This is a genomic window from Mangrovactinospora gilvigrisea (assembly GCF_001879105.1).
GTDB lineage: Bacteria > Actinomycetota > Actinomycetes > Streptomycetales > Streptomycetaceae > Mangrovactinospora > Mangrovactinospora gilvigrisea.
Genome location: NZ_MLCF01000009.1, coordinates 63,644 through 87,842 on the forward strand (window position 1 = coordinate 63,644; position 24,199 = coordinate 87,842).

General features: G+C 72.4%; 22 protein-coding genes. 9 read left to right on the forward strand and 13 right to left on the reverse strand.

All coding sequences use genetic code 11. The features are described 5' to 3' along the window. The first annotated feature begins 37 nt into the window (after positions 1–37). On the forward strand, positions 38–763 hold the full coding sequence (locus tag BIV57_RS03240) for an ABC transporter permease (RefSeq protein ID WP_071655103.1): 726 nt from the start codon (positions 38–40) through the stop codon (positions 761–763). 19 nt (positions 764–782) lie between these two features. Here BIV57_RS03240 and BIV57_RS23865 read toward each other — a convergent pair whose 3' ends face one another. Next, positions 783–1,886 carry a carboxylate-amine ligase gene (locus BIV57_RS23865; RefSeq protein WP_071655079.1) on the reverse strand — a complete coding sequence of 368 codons (1,104 nt, stop codon included), beginning with the start codon at positions 1,884–1,886 and terminating at the stop codon, positions 783–785. Between the two features lie 81 nt (positions 1,887–1,967). On the opposite strand from BIV57_RS23865, the gene BIV57_RS23870 reads away from it, so the two are divergent. Both BIV57_RS23870 and BIV57_RS03255 read left to right on the forward strand, forming a co-directional pair. Next, positions 1,968–2,942, forward strand: coding sequence for a COX15/CtaA family protein (locus BIV57_RS23870; RefSeq protein WP_071655104.1), 975 nt, complete (start codon positions 1,968–1,970; stop codon positions 2,940–2,942). Between the two features lie 9 nt (positions 2,943–2,951). Continuing rightward, on the forward strand, positions 2,952–3,293 hold the full coding sequence (locus BIV57_RS03255; RefSeq protein WP_071655080.1) for a hypothetical protein: 342 nt from the start codon (positions 2,952–2,954) through the stop codon (positions 3,291–3,293). Between the two features lie 94 nt (positions 3,294–3,387). Here the strand turns inward: BIV57_RS03255 and BIV57_RS03260 are convergent, their stop codons facing one another. Beyond that, positions 3,388–4,326 carry a heme o synthase gene (locus BIV57_RS03260; RefSeq protein WP_071655105.1) on the reverse strand — a complete coding sequence of 313 codons (939 nt, stop codon included), beginning with the start codon at positions 4,324–4,326 and terminating at the stop codon, positions 3,388–3,390. Positions 4,327–4,730: 404 nt separating this feature from the next. Between BIV57_RS03260 and tkt the strand changes: the two genes are divergently transcribed. The 5 genes from tkt to pgl all read left to right on the forward strand — a co-directional run bounded on the left by tkt (position 4,731) and on the right by pgl (position 11,617). Then, positions 4,731–6,836: a transketolase gene (gene tkt / locus BIV57_RS03265; protein ID WP_071655081.1), complete on the forward strand. Its 2,106-nt coding sequence runs from the start codon at positions 4,731–4,733 to the stop codon at positions 6,834–6,836. A 137-nt stretch (positions 6,837–6,973) separates the two neighbouring features. Beyond that, on the forward strand, positions 6,974–8,095 hold the full coding sequence (gene tal, locus BIV57_RS03270) for a transaldolase (protein WP_071655082.1): 1,122 nt from the start codon (positions 6,974–6,976) through the stop codon (positions 8,093–8,095). Next, a complete protein-coding gene (zwf, locus tag BIV57_RS03275; protein ID WP_079169962.1) occupies positions 8,095–9,705 on the forward strand; it encodes a glucose-6-phosphate dehydrogenase in 1,611 nt (536 codons plus the stop codon). The genes tal and zwf overlap by 1 nt, the downstream gene beginning before the upstream one ends. Next, a complete protein-coding gene (opcA, locus tag BIV57_RS03280) occupies positions 9,702–10,805 on the forward strand; it encodes a glucose-6-phosphate dehydrogenase assembly protein OpcA (protein WP_071655083.1) in 1,104 nt (367 codons plus the stop codon). Before zwf ends, opcA begins: the two co-directional genes overlap by 4 nt. Continuing rightward, positions 10,802–11,617, forward strand: a complete 816-nt coding sequence (gene pgl, locus BIV57_RS03285) for a 6-phosphogluconolactonase (RefSeq protein ID WP_071655084.1) — start codon at positions 10,802–10,804, stop codon at positions 11,615–11,617. The genes opcA and pgl overlap by 4 nt, the downstream gene beginning before the upstream one ends. Before the next feature lie 455 nt (positions 11,618–12,072). Here the strand turns inward: pgl and BIV57_RS03290 are convergent, their stop codons facing one another. The 11 genes from BIV57_RS03290 to uvrC all read right to left on the reverse strand — a co-directional run bounded on the left by BIV57_RS03290 (position 12,073) and on the right by uvrC (position 23,780). Beyond that, positions 12,073–13,875: a serine/threonine-protein kinase gene (locus BIV57_RS03290; RefSeq protein ID WP_071655085.1), complete on the reverse strand. Its 1,803-nt coding sequence runs from the start codon at positions 13,873–13,875 to the stop codon at positions 12,073–12,075. A gap of 86 nt (positions 13,876–13,961) precedes the next feature. Further along, on the reverse strand, positions 13,962–14,294 hold the full coding sequence (locus BIV57_RS03295; RefSeq protein WP_071655086.1) for a nuclear transport factor 2 family protein: 333 nt from the start codon (positions 14,292–14,294) through the stop codon (positions 13,962–13,964). 86 nt (positions 14,295–14,380) lie between these two features. Continuing rightward, positions 14,381–14,716, reverse strand: coding sequence for an RNA polymerase-binding protein RbpA (locus tag BIV57_RS03300; RefSeq protein ID WP_071655087.1), 336 nt, complete (start codon positions 14,714–14,716; stop codon positions 14,381–14,383). A gap of 284 nt (positions 14,717–15,000) precedes the next feature. Next, on the reverse strand, positions 15,001–15,234 hold the full coding sequence (gene secG, locus BIV57_RS03305; protein ID WP_175548643.1) for a preprotein translocase subunit SecG: 234 nt from the start codon (positions 15,232–15,234) through the stop codon (positions 15,001–15,003). A 77-nt stretch (positions 15,235–15,311) separates the two neighbouring features. Then, the gene (gene tpiA, locus BIV57_RS03310) at positions 15,312–16,085 is read right to left on the reverse strand and encodes a triose-phosphate isomerase (RefSeq protein WP_071655089.1); all 774 of its coding nucleotides are present in this window, start codon (positions 16,083–16,085) and stop codon (positions 15,312–15,314) included. Between the two features lie 50 nt (positions 16,086–16,135). Beyond that, on the reverse strand, positions 16,136–17,338 hold the full coding sequence (locus tag BIV57_RS03315; RefSeq protein WP_071655107.1) for a phosphoglycerate kinase: 1,203 nt from the start codon (positions 17,336–17,338) through the stop codon (positions 16,136–16,138). Between the two features lie 124 nt (positions 17,339–17,462). After that, positions 17,463–18,473 carry a type I glyceraldehyde-3-phosphate dehydrogenase gene (gap, locus tag BIV57_RS03320; protein ID WP_071655090.1) on the reverse strand — a complete coding sequence of 337 codons (1,011 nt, stop codon included), beginning with the start codon at positions 18,471–18,473 and terminating at the stop codon, positions 17,463–17,465. 232 nt (positions 18,474–18,705) lie between these two features. After that, positions 18,706–19,683 carry a DNA-binding protein WhiA gene (whiA, locus tag BIV57_RS03325; RefSeq protein ID WP_071655091.1) on the reverse strand — a complete coding sequence of 326 codons (978 nt, stop codon included), beginning with the start codon at positions 19,681–19,683 and terminating at the stop codon, positions 18,706–18,708. Further along, entirely contained in the window at positions 19,674–20,669 is a 996-nt protein-coding gene (locus tag BIV57_RS03330; RefSeq protein ID WP_071655092.1) for a gluconeogenesis factor YvcK family protein, read from the reverse strand. The genes whiA and BIV57_RS03330 overlap by 10 nt, the downstream gene beginning before the upstream one ends. 80 nt (positions 20,670–20,749) lie before the next feature. After that, positions 20,750–21,676 (reverse strand): RNase adapter RapZ, encoded by a 927-nt coding sequence (rapZ, locus tag BIV57_RS03335; RefSeq protein WP_071655093.1) that lies wholly within the window; start codon positions 21,674–21,676, stop codon positions 20,750–20,752. 112 nt (positions 21,677–21,788) lie between these two features. Next, the gene (gene uvrC, locus BIV57_RS03340) at positions 21,789–23,780 is read right to left on the reverse strand and encodes an excinuclease ABC subunit UvrC (RefSeq protein ID WP_071655094.1); all 1,992 of its coding nucleotides are present in this window, start codon (positions 23,778–23,780) and stop codon (positions 21,789–21,791) included. Positions 23,781–23,962: 182 nt separating this feature from the next. Between uvrC and BIV57_RS24865 the strand changes: the two genes are divergently transcribed. Beyond that, positions 23,963–24,199 (forward strand): hypothetical protein (locus tag BIV57_RS24865; RefSeq protein ID WP_217651679.1); only part of this gene is annotated, 237 nt, incomplete at its 3' end.

Below are 24,199 nucleotides of genomic sequence, written 5' to 3' on the forward strand. Positions count from 1 at the left end.
CTTCGCCCCGGACCCGGGGCCGGCCCCGCTGCCCCGGATGATCGCCGCGCAGACCGCGCTGGAGATCCGGATGCTGCTGCGCAACGGCGAGCAGCTGCTCCTCACCATCGTCATCCCGGCGCTGCTGCTGGTGCTCTTCAGCGCGGTCGACATCGTCGACACCGGCGCCGGGAAGCGGGTGGACTTCCTGGCGCCCGGGCTGCTGGCGCTGGCGATCCTGTCGACGGCCTTCACCGGCCAGGCGATCGCCACCGGCTTCGAGCGGCGCTACGGCGTGCTGAAGCGGCTCGGCGCGAGCCCGCTGCCGCGCTGGGGCCTGATGACGGCGAAGACCGGCTGCGTGCTGGCGGTCGAGGTGCTCCAGCTGGCGCTGCTCACCGTCATCGCGCTGCTGCTGGGCTGGTCGCCGACGGGCGGGGCGTCCGCGGCGCTCCCGGTGGTGCTGCTGGTGGTGCTCGGCACCGCGGCGTTCTCCGGGCTGGGCCTGCTGATGGCGGGGACGCTGAAGGCGGAGGCGACGCTGGCGGCGGCGAACCTGGTCTTCATCCTGCTGCTGGTGCTGGGCGGCGTGATCGTCCCGCTGGCGAAGTTCCCCGCGGCGATCCGCCCGGTGCTGGAGGCGCTGCCGATCTCGGCGCTCTCCACGGGCCTGCGGGACGTCCTGCAGCACGGGGCGGGCGTCCCGTGGCCGCAGCTGGGGATCCTCGCGGTGTGGTCGGTGGTCGCGCTCGCGGCCGCCGCGCGCTTCTTCAAGTGGGAGTAGGCCGCCGGGAGCAGGCCGCTCACCCCGGCGGGCCGTGTCCGCCCAGCTCCGCGACGAGCAGGTCCACGACGTCCGTGAACGACCCCGCCGCGCGCTGCCGCTGCGCGCCGTTCCCGAAGCGCCGCACCGCGTCGAGCAGGGCGTCGACCTCCCCCGCGTCGCCGTAGTCCTCCAGCGGCCCGCGCACCCACTCCACGAGCCGCCCCACCAGCTCCCACGCGCCCACCGTCCGCCCCGCGGCCACGTCCACGCCCTCCCCCGCGAGCCCGTCCCGCGCGGCGCGCCAGTGCGCCGCCCGCAGCACCGCGTCGCCCACCGCCGGCGCCGCCGCCCCCGCCCGGACCTCCGCGAGCGCCCGCCCCACCAGGCCCCGTCCCAGCGCGGCGACCAGCACCGCGCCGTCCACCGACGGGCTGACGTCCGCGACCCGGATCTCCACCGTCGGGTACCGCTGCGAGCGCCGCGCGTGCCAGTAGACCATCCGCCGGTCGCACAGCGCCCCGCTGCCGACCAGCATCCGCACGGTGGCGTCGTACTCCTCCGGCGTCTCGAAGACCGGAGTCGGGCCCGCCTGCGGCCAGCGCGCCCAGACCATCGTCCGCCAGCTCTGGTAGCCGGTGTCGCGCCCGTCCAGGAACGGCGAGTTCGACGCCAGCGCCTGCAACGCCGGCAGCCAGGGCCGCAGTTGGGCCAGCACGCGCACCGCCTCACCGGGGTCGGGCACCTCCACATGGACGTGGCAGCCGCACACCCCCTGGCCGTCCACCAGGGCCCCGAACTCGGACCGCAGCCGCCGGTAGCGCTCCTCCGCCGACACGTCGGGCGCGGGGTCGGCGGCCAGCACCGGCGTGCCGCTGCCGACCACCCGGCAGCCGCCGGCCTTGGCCGCCGCCCCGGCGCCGGCCCGCAGCCGCCGCAGCTCCGCGCGCAGTTCGCGGAGCGTCGGCACGGGCACGGTCGCGGTCTCGATCTGCGTGGGGAACAGCTCGTGGGTGTAGCCGCCGCCCGGGCCGTGGGCGGCGTCGAGGACGAGGTCGGCGCGCGGCACCGTCCGCCGCGTCACCGGATCGACGAGCAGGAACTCCTCTTCCACCCCGAAGCGGGGGCCGTGCGCCGTCGCCACATGCCCAGGGTGGTGCCGAGGCGCGCCGCGACACAACACCCCGGGTCCGGCGGCACATTCCGGGCGCTCTACGATGCTTCCGTGCCAAATCCGTTTGCCGCCGTCGCAGCTCGGTTCCAGCCCTCGGCCCGGACGGTGCGCATCGCCGCGCTGTCCTCGGTCGTCATGACCGTGATCATCGTGGTGAGCGGCGGCGTCGTCCGCCTCACCGGCTCGGGGCTGGGCTGCCCCACCTGGCCGCAGTGCACCGCGGGCGATCTGGCGCCGACCGGCGCCATGGGCGTCCACGGCATCATCGAGTTCACCAACCGCCTGCTGACCTACCCGCTGTGCGCGGCGGTCGGCTGGACGATCCTGGCGGCGCGGGCGCGCAGCCCGTGGCGGCACGAGCTGACCCGGCTGGGCTGGCTGCAGTTCTGGGTCGTGGTGCTCAACGCGGTGGTCGGCGGGCTCTCGGTGCTCAGCCGGCTCAACCCCTTCATGGTGGCGGCGCACTTCGTCGCCGCGATGCTGCTGCTGGTCGCCGCGGTGATCACCTGGGAGCGCACCCGGGAGGGCGACGCGCCGGCCCGGCCGCTGGTGCCGCCGCCGGTGCGGACGCTGACGTGGATCCTGATCGGCACCGTCACCGCGCTCACCCTGGTGGGGACGGCCGTGACGGGGACGGGCCCGCACGCCGGCGACAGCAGCGCGGTGCAGCGGATGCCGTTCGACTGGGACGAGGTGACCCAGCTCCACGCCGACCTGGTGTGGCTGACCTGCGGCCTCGCGGTGGCGCTCGTCCTGGTGCTGCGGGCGGTGAAGGCGCCGGCGGCGGCGCGGGCGCGGGTGCGGGACGTGCTGATCATGATCGGGCTGCAGGGCGTCATCGGCTATGTGCAGTACTTCCTGCACCTGCCGGAGGGCGTGGTGATGATGCACCTCGCGGGGGCGTCGCTGCTGTGGATCGCGGTGCTGCGGGTGCCGTTCGCGCTGCGGGACCGCGGGACGGTCCCGGAGGCGGTCGACGTGTCCGTGGCGGACGAGGCCGAGACAGTGGCCGCTACCGGCCGGTAATATGCCCGCATGAGCGAGCAGCAGCAGACCGGGGCCGAGACGGGGAACGAGAACGCGCGCCGCGTGCGGAAGTTGACGGCTTCCGTGCGCGGCTTTGTCGCGTCCGGCGGGGGCGCGGAGGGGGCGCGGGGCGCGGTGGAGCATGTCGGGCGGGACGTGCACCGGATTGTGCTGGTGGGTGCGGACGGGCGCTGGGGGGATCTGGTGGCGGCGAGCCGAGGGGAGGCGGAGGCGGCGCTGCGGGAGGCGGGGGTCGAGGTGGTCGAGTCCCTCGACGGCGAGGTCGCGAACCGGATGCGGAGCGGCTCCTACGAGTGGAACCGCATGGCCGGCCTGCAACTGCGCGGTTGACGCGGTGCCCTGCTGCCGCCCCTCCGCCCCGGCACCCCACCCGCCCTGCGGGCGCGAAGCGCCCGGGTCGGGTGCCGGGGCGGCTCGAACGGGCCTAGAGGAACGGGTCGATCGCGACGGCGATGAAGAGCAGGGTCAGATAGGTGATGGACCAGTGGAAGAGCCGCATCTCCTTGAGCTTCGCGCCCACCACGCCCGACTTCGCCCGCGACTGCAGGCGGTACGCCTCGGCCATCCACGTCCCGCCGAGCACCGCCGCCACCACCGGGTACACCGGTGAGGTGTGCGCCACCGGCCACAGCGCCAGCGACACCAGCACCATCACCCAGCTGTAGACGACGATCTGACGCGCCACCGAGCGGTTCGTCGCCACCACCGGCAGCACCGGCACGCCGGCCTTCGCGTAGTCGTCCCGCACCTTCATCGACAGCGGCCAGGTGTGCGGCGGCGTCCAGAAGAACAGCACCAGGAAGAGCACCACGGCCGGCCAGGAGAGCGAGTTCCGCACGGACGTCCAGCCGATCAGCACCGGCATGCAGCCCGCGATCCCGCCCCACACCACGGCCTGCGACGTCCGCCGCTTGAGCCAGATGGTGTAGACGAAGACGTAGAAGAGCTGCGCGGCCAGCGCCAGCCCCGCGGACAGCGGGTTCACCAGGAGCGTCAGCCATACGGTCGAGACCGCGACGAGCGCGATCCCGAACCACAGCGCCTCGCGCGCCGAGACCACTCCGGTGACGATGGGGCGGCCCGAGGTGCGGGCCATCTGGGCGTCGATGTCCCGGTCCAGATACATGTTCAGGGACGCGGCGCCGCCCGCGGACAGGTAGCCGCCGATCACCACCCACAGCACCAGCCACAGGTTGGGGATGCCGTGCTGGGCCAGGAACATCACCGGAATGGTGGAGATGATCAGCAGCTCGAAGATCCGCGGCTTCGTCAGGGCGAAGAATCCGCCGAGACGGGCGCGGAGCGGGCGCTGCCGCGGCTCCGGTCCGGCAACCCCGACGGGCCGGGTTTCGACAGCGGTCACGAACACCCCTGGGAGGAAACGGGATTCTGCGAAAGGACCCGGAAGGCAGGCGCACGCCCGGTCACCCCACGATGGGACTGCCCCATATCGGGAATACCCCATATTGCCCGTGAAGTGGTCCGGTGGGCCCTCTTCGCACGTACCTCGACACTGTAGACGGCACGGCCTCGCGCACATGCGGCGGGGTGCCTCGTGTCCGGGTACCCGAAGGTCCGCGGCAGGTCGGACGTACGACCGGCCGGATAAGAGGAATAGACCACTGGGTGGCCAGGTTGGACGACATGTATACAACAGGCCAACCGAACGCGAGTCGGCACAGGTCCACGGGTAGGCTCAGTGAACGTGACCCGGGACACCCCCTCACGGGCCCGGTGGCTGACGACACGGAAGGAGCCCTGAGAAGGGTGAGCGCGACGCCGACGAAGCCGAACGACCTGGAGTGGACCGACCTGGACAAGCAGGCGGTCGATACCGTGCGAGTGCTCGCGATGGATGCCGTGCAGAAGGTGGGCAACGGCCACCCCGGCACCGCGATGTCGCTGGCCCCCGCCGCCTACCTGCTCTTCCAGAAGCACCTGCAGCACGACCCCGCCGACCCGCACTGGGTGGGCCGCGACCGGTTCGTGCTCTCCGCCGGCCATTCCAGCCTGACGCTCTACATCCAGCTGTACCTCTCGGGCTACGGCCTCTCGCTGGACGACCTGAAGAGCTTCCGCACCTGGGGCAGCCTGACGCCCGGTCACCCGGAGCACGGGCACACCGCGGGCGTGGAGATCACCACGGGCCCGCTGGGCTCCGGCATCGCCGCCGCGACCGGCATGGGCATGGCCTCCCGCTACGAGCGCGGTCTCTTCGACCCGGACACCGCCGACGGCGAGTCCCCGTTCGACCACCGCATCTACGTCATCGCCTCCGACGGCGACCTCCAGGAGGGCGTCAGCGGCGAGGCCGGCTCGCTCGCCGGGCACCAGCGGCTCGGCAACCTGATCGTCATCTACGACGACAACAACATCTCCATCGAGGGCGACACCGAGACCGCGTTCAGCGAGGACGTCCTGGGGCGCTACGAGGCCTACGGCTGGCACACCCAGGCCGTCCCGCACCTCGCCGACGGCGACGTGGACGTCGAGGGCCTGCACCGGGCGCTGCTCGCCGCGGAGGAGGAGACCGAGCGTCCGTCGATCATCAAGCTGTCGACGATCATCGGCTGGCCGGCCCCCAACAAGCAGAACACCGCGGGCGCCCACGGCTCCGCGCTCGGCGCCGACGAGGTCGCCGCCACCAAGCGCGTCCTGGGCTGGGACCCGGAGCAGAGCTTCCAGGTGGACGACGCCGTCCTCGCCCACGCCCGGCAGATCGGCGAGCGCGGCCGCGCCGCCCACAAGGCCTGGGACGGCGAGCTCGCCAAGTGGCGCGCCGACCAGCCGCAGCGCGCCGCCGAGTTCGACCGCATCGCGGCCGGCAGGCTCCCCGACGGCTGGGAGAAGAAGCTCCCCGAGTTCCCCGCCGACGCCAAGGGCGTCGCCACCCGCGCGGCCTCCGGCAAGGTCCTCGAGGCGCTCGGCCCGGTCATCCCCGAGCTGTGGGGCGGCTCCGCCGACCTGGCCGGCTCCAACAACACCACGATCGACAAGAACAGCTCGTTCGAGGCCAAGGGCAACCCGCTGCCCGGCGCCGACCCGTACGGCCGCACCATCCACTTCGGCATCCGCGAGATGTCGATGGGCATGGCGCTGAACGGCATCGCGCTGCACGGCAACACCCGCGTCTACGGGGGCACGTTCCTGACGTTCTCCGACTACATGCGCGGCGCCGTCCGCCTGGCCGCCCTGATGGAGCTGCCGGTCACCTACGTGTGGACGCACGACTCCATCGGCCTCGGCGAGGACGGCCCCACCCACCAGCCGGTCGAGCACATGGCCGCGCTGCGCGCCATCCCCGGCCTGAACATGGTGCGCCCCGGCGACGGCAACGAGACCGTGGTGGCCTGGCGCGAGATCCTCACCCGGTACAACGACAAGCCGGCCCCGCACGGCCTCGCCCTCACCCGGCAGAACATCCCCACCTGGGACCGCTCCGGCGGCGAGTTCGCCTCCGCCGAGGGCACCGCCAAGGGCGGCTACGTGCTGCAGGAGGCCACCGGCGGCACCCCGCAGGTGATCCTCATCGGCACCGGCTCCGAGGTGCAGCTGGCCGTCGAGGCCCGCGCCACGCTGGAGGCCGACGGCATCCCCACCCGCGTGGTGTCGATGCCCTCCATGGAGTGGTTCCAGGAGCAGCCGGAGGCCTACCGCACCGAGGTGCTGCCGACCGCGGTGAAGGCCCGGGTCTCGGTCGAGGCCGGCATCGCCCAGCCGTGGTACCGCTACCTCGGCGACGCCGGACGGGCCGTCAGCCTGGAGCACTTCGGCGCCTCGGCCGATTACAAGACGCTGTACCAGGAGTTCGGCATCACCGCGGACGCGGTGGTGCAGGCGGCCCGCGAGTCCCTCCAGGCCGCGTCCGCCTGAGCCGGGACGGGTGCGGCCCCCGGGGTACCCGACCACCGGGGGCCGCACCCGACGGGCCCAACCGAACTGCTCCCGCACCCTGCGCACGTGATCATGATTGAGCCACGTGCTTCGACGAGGAAAGAAGCGACGAAGAAATGACTGACGCACTGCAGCGCCTCAGCAACGAGGGCGTGGCTGTCTGGCTGGACGACCTGAGCCGCAAGCGCATCCAGACCGGCAACCTCGCCGAGCTGATCCGCGACAAGCACGTCGTCGGGGTCACCACCAACCCGACGATCTTCCAGAAGGCGATCGTCGGCGACGAGCGCTACGACGAGCAGCTGCGCGACCTCGCCGTGCGCCGCGTCACCGTCGAAGAGGCCGTCCGCATGATCACCACCGCGGACGTGCGGGACGGCGCCGACATCCTGCGCCCCGTCTTCGACGCCAGCGGCGGCCGCGACGGCCGGGTCTCCATCGAGGTCGACCCGCGCCTGGCGCACAACACCGAGGCGACCATCGCCGAGGCCAAGCAGCTCGCCTGGCTGGTGGACCGCCCCAACACGCTGATCAAGATCCCGGCAACCCGCGCCGGGCTGCCCGCCATCACCGAGGTGATCGGCGCCGGCATCAGCGTCAACGTCACGCTGATCTTCTCGCTGGAGCGGTACCGCGAGGTCATGGACGCCTACCAGGCCGGCCTGGAGAAGGCGAAGGCCGCCGGGATCGACCTGTCCACCATCCAGTCGGTGGCGTCCTTCTTCGTCTCCCGCGTCGACACCGAGATCGACAAGCGGCTCGACAAGCGCGGCGGCGACGACGCCAAGGCGCTGCGCAGCAAGTCCGCGGTGGCCAACGCCCGCCTCGCCTACCAGGCGTACGAGGAGGTCATCGGGGCCGACCGCTGGAAGGCGCTCGCCTCCGCCGGGGCCAACGTGCAGCGCCCGCTGTGGGCCTCCACCGGCGTCAAGGACCCGTCGCTGCCCGACACGATGTACGTGGACGACCTGATCGCCGCGGACACCGTCAACACCATGCCGGAGGCGACCCTCGACGCCGAGGCCGACCACGGCAAGGCCGCGGGCGACACCGTCCACGGCACCTACGCCGACGCGCAGGCCGTCATCGACGCGCTGCCCACCGTCGGCATCGACTACGACGACGTCGTGCAGGTCCTCGAGGACGAGGGCGTGTCCAAGTTCGAGGTCTCCTGGAACGAGCTGCTCGACGCCGTCCGGGGCCAGCTGGAGAAGTTCGCTCCGAAGGACGGGAAGTGATGGCCCGAACCACCGCCAAGGCCTCCACCGAGGCCCGCGATCCCGCCACCGGCTTCAGCCCGCCGCCGCGCGAGGCCGACGGCCGCAAGAAGCAGGCCGTCAACCCGCTGCGGGACCCCAACGACCGCCGCCTGCCGCGCATCGCCGGCCCCTCTGGCCTGGTGATCTTCGGCGTCACCGGCGACCTGTCCCGCAAGAAGCTGATGCCGGCCGTCTACGACCTGGCCAACCGCGGCCTGCTGCCGCCGGGCTTCTCGCTCGTCGGCTACGCCCGGCGCGAGTGGGCCAACGAGGACTTCGCGCAGGAGGTGCACGACGCCGTCAAGGAGCACGCGCGCACCCCCTTCCGCGAGGAGGTCTGGCAGCAGCTCGCCGAGGGCATCCGCTTCGTCCAGGGCGACTTCGACGACGACGAGGCCTTCGAGAAGCTCCGCCGCACCGTCGACGAGCTCGACAAGCAGCGCGGCACCGGCGGCAACTTCGCCTTCTACCTCTCCGTCCCGCCGAAGTTCTTCCCGCGGGTCGTCGAGCAGCTGAAGAAGCACAAGCTGTCGCAGGCGCCGATGGGCGCCTGGCGCCGGGCCGTCATCGAGAAGCCCTTCGGCCACGACCTGAAGTCGGCCAAGGAGCTCAACCGGGTCGTCCACGACGTCTTCCAGCCCTCCGACGTGTTCCGCATCGACCACTACCTGGGCAAGGAGACGGTCCAGAACATCCTGGCGCTGCGCTTCGCCAACGAGATGTTCGAGCCGATCTGGAACCGCTCGTACGTCGACCATGTCCAGATCACCATGGCCGAGGACATCGGCATCGGCGGCCGCGCCGGCTACTACGACGGCATCGGCGCCGCGCGCGACGTCATCCAGAACCACCTGATGCAGCTGCTCGCGCTCACCGCGATGGAGGAGCCGAGCGACTTCTCCGCCGAGGCGCTGGTGCAGGAGAAGCTGAAGGTGCTCAACGCCATCCAGCTGCCGAACGACATCGGCGCGGACACGGTCTTCGGCCAGTACGCGCACGGCTGGCAGGGCGGCGAGGAGGTGAAGGGCTACGAGGAGGAGGACGGCATCCCGGCCGACTCCCGCACCGACACCTACGCCGCCATCAAGCTGGAGATCGCCAACCGCCGCTGGGCGGGCGTGCCGTTCTACCTGCGCACCGGCAAGCGGCTGGGCCGCCGGGTCACCGAGATCGCGGTCGCCTTCCAGGCCGCGCCGCACCTGCCCTTCGACAAGGAGTCCACCCAGGAGCTGGGGCAGAACGCCCTGGTCATCCGGGTGCAGCCGGACGAGGGCGTCACCGTGCGGTTCGGCTCCAAGGTGCCGGGCACCGCCATGGAGGTCCGGGACGTGAGCATGGACTTCGCCTACGGCGAGTCCTTCACCGAGTCCAGCCCCGAGGCGTACGAGCGGCTCATCCTGGACGTGCTGCTCGGCGACGCCAACCTGTTCCCGCGCACCGCCGAGGTGGAGCAGTCCTGGCGCATCCTCGACCCGATCGAGGACTACTGGGCGCAGCACAAGCCCGAGCCCTACACCTCCGGCACCTGGGGTCCGGCCGCGGCGGACGAGATGCTGGCACGAGACGGACGGAGCTGGCGCCGGCCATGAAGATCGAACTCACCGACACCACATCCTCGAAGATCAACGCGGCGCTGGTGCAGGCCCGCCGGGCGGTCGGGGCACCGGCCACCGGGATGATCCTCAGCATGGTGATCGTCACCGACGAGGGCAGCGCCTACGACGCGGTGAAGGCCGCGCGCGAGGCCTCCCGCGAGCACCCGATGCGCATCCTGGTCGTCATCCGGCGTCCCGGGAAGTCGCCGCGGGCGCGCGCCGTCACCCGCCTCGACGCCGAGATCCAGGTCGGCGGCGACTACGGCACCGGCGAGACGATCCTGCTGCGGCTCAACGGCGAGCTCACCGCGCACGCCGACTCGGTGGTGCTGCCGCTGCTGCTGCCGGACGCGCCCACCGTGGCGTGGTGGCCGGAGTCGGCGCCCGAGGACGTCTCCCAGGGCACCGTCGGCGACCTCTCGCAGCGCCGCATCACCGACGCGGCCGCGGCGGAGGACCCGGTGCACGAGCTGTCCGTGCGCGCCCGCCACTACCACCCGGGCGACACCGACCTGGCGTGGACGCGGGTCACCCCGTGGCGCTCCATGCTGGCGGCGGCGCTCGACCAGAAGCCGGGCGTCAAGGTCACCTCCGCGGAGGTGGAGGGCGAGGCGTACAACCCCAGCGTGGAGCTGCTGGGCATGTGGCTCGCCGACCGGCTCGACGTCCCGGTGAAGCGGATCGTCTCCGAGGGCCCGGGGCTCACCGCGGCGCGCCTCAACACTCCCGAGGGGCAGATCGAGCTGGACCGCTCGGACGGCCTGCTGGCGCATCTGCGGATGCCCGGCAGCCCCGACCGGCAGGTCGCGCTGAAGCGGCGGGAGACCGCCGAGCTGATCGCCGAGGAGCTGCGCCGCCTCGACCCGGACGACGTCTACCGGGCGACGCTGCTGCACGGGGTGCAGCGGCTGACGGTGACGGAGAAGCCGGCGTCGGCGAAGGACGCGGCGGAGCAGGTCGAGGAGATCATCGACGGGACGGAGCCGGCGACGGCGCCCGCGTCGTCCTCGTCGGCGTCGTCCTCGTCGTCCTCGTCGTCCGGGTCGGAGGCTCCGAAGCCGCGCCGCACGGCGAAGGGGGGCAGCGCGAAGTGAGCGCCCCCCAGATCGTCGTGCACCGCGACAAGTCGCTGATGGCGAAGGCCACGGCGGCGCGGCTGGTGACGCGGATCGTCGACGCGCAGGCCGCGCGCGGCGAGGCGTCGGTGGTGCTGACCGGCGGGCGGAACGGCAATGCGCTCCTCGCGGAGCTGGCCGCGTCGCCCGCGCGGGACGCCGTCGACTGGTCGCGGCTCGACCTCTGGTGGGGCGACGAGCGGTTCCTGCCGGACGGCGACCCCGAGCGGAACGTCACCCAGGCACGGGCGGAGCTGCTGGACGCGGTGCCGCTGGATCCGCGGCGGGTGCATGTGATGGGCGCGTCGGACGGCCCGGACGGCGACGACGTGGACGCGGCGGCGGCGCGCTACGCCGAGGAGCTGGCGGCGGCGGCCGGGTCGGGCGCGGCGGAGCACGCGGCGCGGGTCGGCGGCGAGAAGCGGCTGGTTCCGGCGTTCGACGTGCTGATGCTGGGCGTCGGGCCGGACACGCATGTCGCTTCGCTCTTCCCGGAGCAGCCGGGCGTCTACGAGGCGGACCGCACGGTGGTCGCGGTGCGCGGCGCGCCGAAGCCGCCGCCGGTGCGGGTGTCGTTCACGTTCCCGACGATCCGCGCGGCGCAGGAGGTGTGGCTGCTGGCCGCGGGAGCGGACAAGGCCGACGCGGTGGCCCTGGCCCTCTCCGGCTCCGCCGGCGAAGTCCAGGCCCCGGCCTCGGGCGCGCGCGGCGTCTCCCGCACCCTCTGGCTGCTTGACGCCGAAGCCGCGGCGAAGCTCCCCGCGGGCATCGTCTCCCCCGTCTTCGACTGACCCGCCCACGGCGCCGCGGACCCCCACCCCGCCGCCGCACCTCCGCCCCGGCACCCCACCCTGCACCCCAGGGCAGCGGGTACCGGGGCGGAGGTACGTCGAAGGCCGCCGCGCGCCGCCCGCGTCGCGGGGTACGGGGACGTCGTCGCAAACGCACGCGCGGCCCGCGCAGAGCGAGCGGCGCTGCTCCACCGGGCCCCACGGCCCGACCGTGGGGCGGGATGCGCCGAAGCCACCGCACCCCCGCACCAGCCGCGCGAAGCGCGCGGCCCGCGGCCCGCGGCCCGCTTCGCAGGGTAAGGGGACGCCAGGCAATACCCGCGTGGCGGGCCCACACCCCCAGCCCCGGCGCGTGGTCGGGGCGGAGTGCTCCGGCTCCTGCACCGGGCACGGGGCCGCCAGGCGATGCCCGCATCGCGGGCCCGCGCGGAGCGCTGCTGCGCAGGACCGCGTGGTCACATGTTGGGGAGGTTGGAGCGCTTCCAGACGGCTTTGCCGCAGAGGGTGGTGTTGTTGACGGTCCAGGAGCGGTCTTCGCCGCAGTCGCCGGAGCCGGTGGCGCCGACGCTGGTGATCTGGACGATGTAGCCGTAGGGGTCGGGGATGTTGCCCTGGCAGGGCGTCACCGCGAGGTTGTGGAGGGACAGGCTCTGGCCGTCGGCCTCGGCGAACATGCATTGGCCGGCGACGAAGTTGCGCTCCGCGCAGACGTCGACGCTGGTGTTGTCGGCGTTCTCGTGGAACCAGCTGAGGCTGCCGCTGCCGCAGGAGCTCGCGGTGGTGTCGACCGCGGTGATGCGGAAGTAGGCGTCGCTGCCGGAGCAGTTGGCGACCTCGGGCGCGCTCGGCGTCCAGGATCCGGTGCTGTCGTTGTAGTTGGAGACGCAGTCGCCCGTGACGAGGTTGTGGAAGGCGATGTCGTCCGCGGTGCTGGGGGTGGGCGACGGGGTGTAGCTGTCGCCGCCCCCACCGGTCGATCCCCCGCTCGTCGAACCGCCGCTGGTCGAACCGCCGCTTGTCGAACCCCCGCTGGTGCCGCCGATGCCGCCCGCGTAGGCCGGGGTGGAGGCGGTGGCGGAGGTGCCGCCCGCCGTGGAACTGCCGTTGTGGTGGGAGTTGTGGTTGACCAGCCAGCCGACGCCGAGCGCCGCGAGGATCAGGAAGGCGACCACCCCGCCGACCCCGGAGTCCTTCTTCCCGGGGGCCTTGGACGGGGGGTGCGGCACGGTCCTGGGCTGGGGCTCGGCGCGCGGCTTCGGCTTCGGCTTGGGCTTGGGCTTGGGCTGCTCGGTGAAGCGCTTGGTGCCGCCCGCGGCCCAGGCGTCGGTGATGGTGCGGGCCTCGGAGAGGTCCGCGGATTGCTGCAGGAGGCGGCCCTGCTCGGCGTAGTGGCCGATGAGGCCCGTCCAGCCGGACGGCAGACCGTCGCCGGCGGCGTCCGGATCGGGCAGGCGGCGGACCAGGTCCTCCGCGGAGGGGCGGTCCTCCGGCTCCAGCGCCAGGCAGTCGCCGATCAGCACGGCGAGGCCGTCCGGTAACCCGTCGAGGGTGATGTCCGCCCGCCGCACATGGTTGAGCTGCTGCAGCGGCTCGACCGTCTCGGGGTAGGGCAGCCTGCCGCAGGCGATGTAGTACAGGGTGACGCCGAGCGCATAGATGTCCGAGGCCGGGGTGCACGGCTGGCCCTCGGCCTGCTCCGGCGCGGCGAAGGCGATGGTGCCCAGGGTGAGCCGGGTGCTGGTGAGATCGCTGGCGTGCGAGATGCCGAAGTCGATGACCTTCGGCCCGGCGGCGGTGAGCAGGATGTTCAGCGGCTTGACGTCCCGGTGGACGATGCCGCGCTCGTGCAGCTCGGCGAGCGCGCGCACCGTCCCGGCGGCGATCCGGCGGACGGCCCCGGCGTCCCGCAGCGCGCCGCCGCGCACCACCAGCGACTCCAGGGAGGGCGCGGGGACGTACTCCATCGCCATCCACGGCTTCTCGCCGGCGACGTCCGCGTCCAGCACCTTCACCGTGTAGCCGCTGGCGACCCGCCGGGCGAGCCGCACCTCGCGGTCGAACCGCTTGCGGGCCTCGGGGGTGACGCCGCCCGGGGCGATCAGCGTCTTGACGGCGGCGATGCCGCCGGTGCGGGAGTCGCGGGCGAGGTAGATCAACCCCATGCCGCCGGTGGCCAGTTGGCCGAGGAGCCGGTACGGGCCCAGCTCGCGCAGCTCTCCGCTGAGCGGGGTGACCCCCATGTCGAACGGCTCGGTCATCCCGATGCCTCCCCCTCGTCCCGCGGCATTCTCTCCGGTGGGGACGCGGCCGTACCGACTCCGGTTCCGGGGTGGACGGGCGGTCGTCAGCCCGTCGCCTGGCCGGTGTCGAAGCGGTCGACGCGGCCGTCCGCGGCGACGGAGAAGAACCAGCGGGTGCGCATGGTGCCGTAGGTGTCGTTGGTGTAGGCGACGACCAGTTGGCGCCCGTCCTGGGACTGCTCGACGGGCTCCATCCGGCCGTGGCTCAGGAAGATCTGCTCGTCCGCCCAGACCGAGAGATCGCGGTCGGTGCCGTCGTCCGACATGGTGGCGTGCGGGGCGAGGGCCGCCTCGAACGCGGCCCGGTCTCCGGCGTTGACGGCCTCGACGAAGCGCCGCACGGACGGGTCGATGAGTGCGCTGACGGGGATAGCCATGCCGTCATCCCAGCGGGCCTCCCGGCACGCCGCACCCCGGGCGGGCCCACCGGGGTGGGCGGCCCCGCCCGGAACCCGCCCGCGGGCTAGATCTCGCCGCGGAGCTTGGCGAGGGCCTCGGCGAGAATCGCCTCGCCGTCGGCGTCGCTGCGGCGCTCGCGGACGTAGGCCAGGTGCGTCTTGTACGGTTCGGTGCGCGGCGGGGCCGGAGGATTCTCACGGTCCTGGCCGGCGGGGAATCCGCAGCGGGGGCAGTCCCAGGTGTCCGGGATCTGCGCGTCGGTGGCGAAACTGGGCTGCGTCTCGTGCCCGTTGGAACACCAGAAGGAGATCCTCAGGCGCGGAGCGGACTCGCCGCGTTCGGCCTCCCCCATGGGGCCCGCGCCGACCCGGCTGCCTCGGATCGCGTTGCCACTTCCCACGGTTGTCACTCCTTGCCCGTGCTGATGCCAGGTTTCTATCGGGTCCCCGGAACCGCCTCAGTGTACGCAGGACTGGCGGGACTCCGGCTCCTTCATGGTAAACCGCACGGAAGACACATCATCAGTTTCCGTACGCTGCAAGGAAGCTGGCCCTCTCAGGGGTGAGTGGATGTGCACGGGATTGACGCTGTTTGTCCTGTACTGAACACCAATGGGGGAAGAAACGAGCGCCGGGCCCCGATCGGGACCCGGCGCTCGTCGAAGGTGCGCGGTGCGCGGCGGCGCTAGCCGAACTTCAGGATCAGGCTCAGCGTCACGATGCAGGCCAGCCAGAGCAGGCCCAGGATGACGGTGATCCGGTCGAGGTTGCGCTCGGCCACGGAGGAGCCACCGACGGACGACTGCATGCCGCCGCCGAACATGTCCGACAGGCCGCCGCCCTTGCCCTTGTGCAGCAGCACGGTGAGCATCAGCAGCAGGCTGAGGACGATGAGGGCGATGGAGAACCCCATGACCACGGCTGGACCAACTCTCGTCGATAACGGTGACCGGACACCGGACAGGGTACGCGATGCGCCGCGCGGCGCGGCCCGTCTTACCGGTCGCGGTAGCGGACAATCTTGACGAATTCGTCCGAGTCCAGCGAGGCCCCGCCGATCAGGGCGCCGTCCACGTCGGGCTGGGCCATGATCTGGGCGGCGTTGCCGGACTTCACCGAGCCGCCGTACTGGATTCGGATCTCGTCGGCGACGTCCCGGCTGTACAGCTCGGCCAGGCGCGCCCGGACAGCGCCGCAGACCTCCTGGGCGTCGTCCGGGGTGGCCACCTCGCCGGTGCCGATGGCCCAGACGGGCTCGTAGGCGACGACCAGGGTGCGGGCGTGCTCGGCGTCGACGCCGGCCAGGTCGGCGGCGAGCTGGTCGAGGCAGTGCGCGACGTGGCCGCCGGCCTTGCGGACGTCCAGCGGCTCGCCGATGCACAGGATCGGGGTGAGCCCGTGCCGGAAGGCGGCCTTGACCTTGGCGTTGATCGTCGCGTCGGTCTCGTCGTGGTACTGCCGCCGCTCGGAGTGGCCGATGACGGCGTAGGTGCACTTCAGCTTGGCCAGCATGGGCCCGGAGATCTCGCCGGTGTAGGCGCCGCCGTCGTGCTCGGAGATGTCCTGCGAGCCGTAGCGGATCTGCAGCTTGTCGCCGTCCACCAGGGTCTGCACGGAGCGCAGGTCGGTGAAGGGCGGCAGGACGGCGACCTCGACGGCGTCGTAGTCCTTGTCGGAGAGGGCGAAGGCCAGTTTCTGCACGTGGGCGATGGCCTCCAGGTGGTTGAGGTTCATCTTCCAGTTGCCGGCCATCAGGGGCTTGCGGGTCATGGAGGGGTGCTCTTTCGTGTCGGCGGAGATTCGGGGCGCGCGGGCGCGGGTCAGTCGTCGAGGGCGGTGAGGCCGGGGAGCTGCTTGCCCTCGAGGTACTCCAGGCTGGCGCCGCCGCCGGTGGAGATGTGACTGAAGTCGTCGTCCTTGAAGCCCAGCTGGCGGACGGCGGCCGCCGAGTCGCCGCCGCCGACGACGGTGAACGCGGCGGTGTCGGCGAGGCTGCGGGCGACGGCCTGGGTGCCGCCGGCGAAGTCGGGGTGCTCGAAGACGCCCATCGGGCCGTTCCAGAAGACCGTGGCGGCGTCGGCGAGCTTGCCCGCGAAGAGCTCGCGGGTGCGCTCGCCGATGTCCAGGCCCTCCTGGTCGGCGGGGATCTTGTCGGCGTCGACCGTGGCGTGCGGGGCCGGGGCCTTGGTCTTCAGGTCCGGGAAGTCCGGGGAGACCACCACGTCGACCGGGAGGACGAACTCCACGCCGCTCTCCTCGGCGCGCCGCAGGTACTCCAGGCAGGCCGGGATCTGGTCCTCCTGCAGCAGGCTCTTGCCGACCTCGTGGCCCTGGGCGCGCAGGAAGGTGTAGGCCATGCCGCCGCCGATCAGGATGCGGTCGGCCTTGCCGAGCATGTTGTCGATGACGCCGATCTTGTCGGAGACCTTGGAGCCGCCGAGCACCACCGCGTAGGGGCGGTCCACCTCCTCGGTGAGCCGCTTGAGGACCGAGACCTCCTTGAGGACCAGGTCGCCGGCGGCGTGCGGCAGCAGCTGGGGCAGGTCGAAGACGGAGGCGTGCTTGCGGTGCATGGCGCCGAACGCGTCGTCGACGTAGACGTCGGCGAGGGCGGCGAGCTCGCGGGCGAAGGCCCCGCGCTCGGCCTCGTCCTTGGCCGTCTCGCCGGCGTTGAAGCGGAGGTTCTCCAGCAGGGCGACCTCGCCCTCGCCGAGGGTGCCGACGGTCTCCTTGGCGGAGTCGCCGACCGTGTCGGCGGCGAACGCCACCTCGCGGCCGACCAGTTCGCCGAGCCGCACGGCGACCGGGGCGAGCGAGAACTGCGGGTCGGGCGCGCCCTTGGGGCGGCCCAGGTGGGAGGCGACGATCACCTTGGCGCCGCTCTGGGCGAGCTTGGCGACGGTCGGGGCGACGGCGCGGATGCGGCCGTCGTCGGTGATCCGCCCGTTCTCCAGCGGGACGTTGAGGTCCGCGCGGAGGAACACCCGGCGGCCGGCGACCTCGAGGTCGTCGATGGTCTTGATGGACATGCTGGTCTCCTGTTGCACCCGTACGGACGACTGGACTCGGCCGAAACCGCGGAGCCCGGATGACAGGGTGTCATCCGGGCTCCGGGTTCACTTCACGGACGTGGCTTCCGACGTGGGGTCAGAGCTGGTTGCCGACGTGGACGGCGAGGTCCACCAGGCGGTTGGAGTAGCCCCACTCGTTGTCGTACCAGCCGACGACCTTCACGGTCCTGCCGCCGTCGGCCATGGTGAGCGACGAGTCGAAGGTGCAGGAGACCGGCTCGCCCTGGATGTCGGAGGAGACGATCGGGTCGGTCGTGTAGGCGATGATGCCCTTGAGCTCGCCCTCGGCGGCCTTCAGGAAGGCGTCGTTGACCTCTTCCTTGGTCACGTCGCGCTCGAGCTCGACCACCAGGTCGGTGACGGAGCCGGTGGGCACGGGCACGCGCATCGCGATGCCGTCCAGCTTGCCCTTGAGCTCCGGGATGACCAGCGCGGTGGCCTTGGCGGCACCGGTGGTGGTCGGGATGATGTTGGTGGCGGCGTTGCGGGCCCGGCGCAGGTCCGAGTGCGGCGCGTCCAGGATCTTCTGGTCGTTGGTGTACGCGTGCACCGTGGTCATCAGGCCCTTGACGATGCCGAAGGCCTCGTTGAGGACCTTCGCCATCGGCGCCACGCAGTTGGTGGTGCAGGAGGCGTTGGAGATGACGTTCTGCTTGGACGGGTCGTAGTTCTCGGCGTTGACGCCGATGACGAAGGTGCCGTCCTCGTTCTTGGCGGGGGCCGAGATGATGACCTTCTTGGCGCCGCCGTTGTCGATGTGCGCCTTCGCCTTGTTGGCGTCGGTGAAGAAGCCGGTGGACTCCACCACGACGTCGACGCCGAGGGTCTTCCAGTCGAGTTTCGCGGGGTCGCGCTCGGCGAGCACCTTGATGTGCTTGCCGTCGACGACGATGCTGTCGTCGTCGTGCGAGACGTCGCCGTCCAGCCGGCCCAGCACGCTGTCGTACTTCAGGAGGTGGGCGAGGGTCTTGGTGTCCGTCAGGTCGTTGACGGCCACGACCTCGATGTCCGCCCCCTGGGATCGGGCCGCCCGGTAGAAGTTGCGCCCGATGCGGCCGAAGCCGTTGATGCCTACCCGGATCGTCACGAACCGATCTCCTTGTCGAAGGGGCCGGCCGCCGGGCCGGCTGGAGGAATTGGGGTATTTTCCCGACCGGCCACGACACTACCGCGCCGTCAAGCCCCCCGCCCTGCGCAACGGCGCGCGACGCGGCCGACCTGCCCTTTCGTCCTCGAACAACGGGCCGGAAGCGCATCTGAGCACCCTCCCGGCCCGTTTACCGGTTAATCCGAACGCAACGAACCGGTCATCGAATCGGTCAACCGACCATTTCTTCGGTCAGGTTCGCCTCAGTACTGGGCAGCCCGAGGTCGGAGGCCCGCTTGTCGGCCATCGCCAGCAGGCGGCGGATGCGGCCCGCGACGGCGTCCTTGGTGAGCGGCGGGTCGGCGAGCGTGCCGAGCTCCTCCAGGGAGGCCTGCTTGTGCTCCATCCGGAGGCGGCCGGCGGCGGCCAGATGCTCCGGGGCCTCCTCGCCGAGGATCTCCAGGGCGCGCGACACCCGGGCTCCCGCCGCGACCGCGGCGCGGGCGGAGCGGCGCAGGTTGGCGTCGTCGAAGTTGGCCAGCCGGTTGGCGGTGGCCCGCACCTCGCGGCGCATCCGGCGCTCCTCCCAGGCGAGCACCGACTGATGGGCGCCCAATCGGGTGAGCAGCGCGCCGATGGCGTCGCCGTCCCGCACCACCACCCGGTCCACCCCGCGGACCTCGCGGGCCTTGGAGGCGATGCCCAGCCGGCGGGCCGCGCCGACCAGGGCGAGGGCCGCTTCGGGGCCGGGGCAGGTGATCTCCAGGGAGGAGGAGCGGCCCGGCTCGGTGAGCGAGCCGTGCGCCAGGAAGGCGCCCCGCCACGCCGCCTCGGCGTCGCACATCGCGCCGGTGACGACCTGCGGGGGCAGGCCGCGCACCGGGCGCCCGCGCGGGTCCAACAGGCCCGTCTGCCGGGCCAGCTGGTCGCCGCCCGCCGCCACCCGCACCATGTAGCGGCTGCCGCGCCGCAACCCGCCGGGGGCCATCACCACCAGTTCGGACTGGTGCCCGTACACCTCCAGGATGTCGGCGCGCAGCCGGCGTGCCGCGATGGTGGTGTCCAGCTCGGCCTCTATCACGATCCGCCCGCCCACGATGTGCAGGCCACCCGCGAACCGCAGCAGGGCGGAGACCTCCGCCTTGCGGCAGCAGGGCCGGGTGACGGGGAGCCGGCTGAGTTCGTCCTTCACCGCTGCCGTCATCGCCATGGGCCGATCCTTCCATGTGTCCGGAAAATCCGGTCGTACGCGGCGGCCAGCAATTTCTCGTCGTGTCGCGGGGTGCCGTCGCCCATCGCGACGGGTTCCAGGACCACTTCACCGCCGAGCCCGGCGGCCGCCGCCTCCAGGCCCGCGGAATCCTTGACGGTGCCGGCGTCGGCCAGCACCACGTCGATGCGCAGCTGCGGCGCATGGTCGTGCAGCACTTCCAGGTGCTTCTGCGGCGAGAAGCCGTCGGTCTCGCCCGGCTGCGGGGCGAGGTTGAGGGCGACGAGCTTCTTGGCGCCCGACTCGGCGAGCGCGTCGGCGAGTTCGGGCACCTTCAGGTGCGGCAGCACGGAGGTGAACCAGGAGCCGGGGCCGAAGACCACCCAGTCGGCCTCGCGGACGGCGGCCAGCGCCTGGGGCGCGGCCGGCGGGTTCTCCGGCAGCAGCCGGATCGCCTCCACCCGGCCGGGGCTGGAGGCCACCTCGACCTGCCCGCGGACGGTGGCCAACTCCTCGGGGCGTGCCGGGTCGTGGCCGCGGACCTGCGCCTCGATCTCCAGCGGGACGGCGGACATGGGCAGCACCCGGCCGTGCGCGCCGAGCAGCCGGCCCACCCACTCCAGGGCCTTCTCGTGGTCGCCGAGCTGCTCCCAGAGGGCCACGATCAGCAGGTTGCCGACGGCGTGGCCGTGCAGCTCGCCCTCGGAGGCGAAGCGGTGCTGGACCACTTCCCGCCAGGTGCGGCCCCACTCGTCGTCGCCGCACAGCGCGGCGAGGGCCATCCGCAGGTCGCCGGGGGGCAGCACGCCCAGCTCCTTGCGGAGCCGGCCGCTGGAGCCGCCGTTGTCGGCGACGGTGACCACCGCGGTGAGCTCGCCCGGCAGCCTGCGCAGCGCGGAGAGGGTGGCGGAGAGGCCGTGCCCACCCCCCAGCGCGACGATCTTCGGTAGGGGGCGCGCCGTCGCGGCGGCCCTGACCTCGCTCATGTCCGTCCCTACTGCCTCGTGGCGGGAGGCCGCCCGTGGGGCTCCCGCCTCTTCCTCCCCTGGTGTGCCCGCTCCCTTCGCTATTCGCGCCCCATGTCCCGGTGGACCAGGACCGTCTCGACCCCGTGCGCGCCGAGCCGCTGGGCCAGCCGCTCGGCGACGGCCACGCTGCGGTGCTTGCCGCCCGTGCAGCCGACGGCCAGGGTGACATAGCGCTTGCCCTCGCGGCGGTAGCCCGCCGCGATCAGCTGCAGCAGGTCGGTGTAGCGGTCGAGGAACTCCTGCGCCCCGGGCTGTTCGAAGACGAACTTGGCGACCTCCTCGTCCTGCCCGGTGTGGTTGCGCAGCTCGGGGACCCAGTGGGGGTTGGGCAGGAAGCGGCAGTCGACGACGAGGTCGGCGTCGACGGGGAGGCCGTACTTGTAGCCGAAGGACATCACGGTGGCGCGCAGCTCGGGCTCGTCCTCGCCGGCGAACTGGGCGTCCATCTTGGCGCGCAGCTCGTGCACGTTGAGGGCGGAGGTGTCGATCACCAGGTCGGCGTCGCCGCGCAGCTCGCGCAGCAGGTCGCGCTCCTTCTCGATGCCGTCGGTGATGCGGCCGTCGCCCTGCAGCGGGTGCGGGCGGCGGACGGACTCGAAGCGGCGCACCAGGGCGTCGTCCGAGGCCTCCAGGAAGACCGTGCGGCGCTGCACGCCGGCCTGGTCGAGGTCGGCGAGGGCGGCGACCAGGTTGTCGAAGAAGCGGCGGCCGCGCACGTCCACGACGACGGCTATACGCGCCACCGCGCCCTGGGAGCGGGCGCCCAGCTCGACCATGGTGGGGATGAGGGAGGGCGGCAGGTTGTCGACGACGAACCAGCCGAGGTCCTCCAGGCACTTGGCGGCGGTGCTGCGTCCGGCCCCGGACATGCCGGAGATGATGACCAGCTCTGGCACCTGTTCGGACTCCGGGGTGGTGCTGTCCCCCGTGCCTGCCACCGTCACGTCGTTCACTCCTCGATGCATGGTTCGTTCACAGAACGTCTCGACCGCCGCCGGTGTTCCGTATGCACCCGACAATACGGGCATTGGGATCTATTCATTGAATTGCGCCGCCGGGGGCCGAGGTTCGGCCCCGTCACTCCCCATCATCGATGATCTCGCCCGTGGCCGTGTTGACCGCAGGGGTCCTCGGCGCGGCGGAGGCCAGGGCGGTGGCGATCGACTCGGCGGTGCGGCGCCCGATCCCCGGTACCTCGGTGAGCTCCTCGACGGTGGCGGCGCGCAGCTTCTTCACCGAGCCGAAGTGCTTCAGCAGCGCCTTCTTGCGGGTCTCGCCGAGGCCGGGGACGGTGTCCAGCTCGCCGGCCCGGATCCGCTTGTTGCGCTTGCTGCGCTGGTAGGTGATGGCGAACCGGTGCGCCTCGTCGCGCACCCGCTGCAGCAGGTAGAGGCCCTCGCTGCTGCGCGGCAGCACCACCGGGTCGTCCTCCCGCGGCAGCCACACCTCCTCCAGGCGCTTGGCGAGGCCGGCGACGGCGACGTCGTCGATGCCCAGCTCGTCCAGCGCGCGGGCGGCGGCGGCCACCTGCGGGGGGCCGCCGTCGACCACCAGCAGCTGCGGGGGGTAGGCGAACTTGCGGGGGCGGCCGGTGTCCGGGTCGATCGGGCCGCCCACGCCCTCCTCCTCGCCCTCGGGCGCCTCCCACTCGCCCTGCTCCTGCTTCTCGGCGAGGTAGCGGCGGAAGCGGCGGGTGATCACCTCGTGCATGGAGCGGACGTCGTCCTGCCCCTCGAAGCCCTTGATGGCGAAGCGGCGGTACTCACTCTTGCGGGACATGCCGTCCTCGAAGACCACCATCGACGCCACCACGTCGTCGCCCTGGAGGTGGGAGATGTCGTAGCACTCGATGCGCAGCGGGGCCGTCTCCAGCCCCAGCGCCTCGGTGATCTCCTCCAGGGCGCGGCTGCGGGTGGAGAGGTCGGAGGCGCGGCGGGTCTTGTGCAGCGCGAGCGCCTGGGAGGCGTTCCGCTCCACCGTCTCCAGCAGCGTCTTCTTGTCGCCGCGGCGGGGGACGCGCAGATCGACGTGGGAGCCGCGCAGGCCCGTCAGCCACTCGGTGAGCGCCTCCGTCTCGGCGGCGTCCTCCGGGAGGGCGGCGACCAGCACCTCCTTGGGGACGCCGGCGGCGCCGGCGTCCCCGTACAGCTGCTGAAGGGCGGCCTCGACGAGCTCGGGGGCGCCGACGTCCTCGATCTTGTCGGTGACCCAGCCGCGCTGGCCGCGCACCCGGCCGCCGCGGACGTGGAAGATCTGCACGGCCGCCTCCAGCTCGTCCTGGGCGAGGGCGACGACGTCGGCGTCGGTGCCGTCGGCGAGGACGACCGCGTTCTTCTCCATGGCGCGGCGCAGCGCGTCGATGTCGTCGCGCAGCCGGGCGGCCCGCTCGTACTCCTGCTCGGCGGCGGCCTCCTTCATCTGCTGCTCCAGGCGGCGCAGGTAGGGGCCGGCGTGGCCGGACATGAAGTCGCAGAACTCCTCGACCAGGGCGCGGTGCTCCTCGGGGGTGACCCGGCCCACGCAGGGCGCGGAGCACTTGCCGATGTAGCCGAGCAGGCAGGGGCGGCCGATCTGCTCGGAGCGCTTGAAGACGCCCTTGGAGCAGGTGCGCACCGGGAAGACTCGGAGCAGCAGGTCGACCGTCTCGCGGATGGCCCAGGCGTGCGCGTACGGGCCGAAGTAGCGGACGCCCTTCCGGTGCGGGCCGCGCATCACCTGGACGCGCGGGAACTCCTCGCCGAGGGTGACGGCCAGCTCGGGGTAGGACTTGTCGTCCCGGTACTTGACGTTGAAGCGCGGGTCGTACTGCTTGATCCAGGTGAACTCCAGCTGGAGCGCCTCGACTTCGGTGGTCACCGTCGTCCACTCGACGCTCGCCGCGCTGAAGACCATCGTGCGGGTGCGCGGGTGCAGATGCGCCGGATCCTGGAAGTAGCTGGTGAGGCGGTTCCGGAGGTTCTTGGCCTTGCCGACGTAGATGACGCGGCGGTGCTCGTCGCGGAATTTGTAGACACCCGGGTCGGTGGGGATCTCGCCGGTCGCGGGGCGGTATGTGGTCGGGTCGGCCATGCCGCCAGGGTAGTCGGCGGTCCGGACAGCGGAGGGGGCGCGGGGGCGCGCGCCCCGGCGTGGCGGGGCTGGGAGGGGTGGGGCAGCCGGGTAGGGAGTGAACGGGACAGCTCTACGAGATGGAGGCGACTTTGCGACACGGCTGTAATACGACAGGCGCATAGTGATCTTCGACGTCGGCGATGACGGGACGTCAGCTCGGCGCGGAGGGGGCGGGGATGGCGGGGACGGCCGACGGGGACGGCGCGGCGGTGGGGGCGTCGGCGGTGGGAGCGTCGGCGGACGCGGAGGGCCTCGCCGCGCTGGGCGTGACCGCGGAGGCCGAGCGCGTCTACCGGGCGCTGCTGCGGGTCGGCTCGGCCGATCCGGCGGAGCTGGGCGCCGGCGGCGCGGACGTGGTGGGGGCTCTGGCCGTGCTG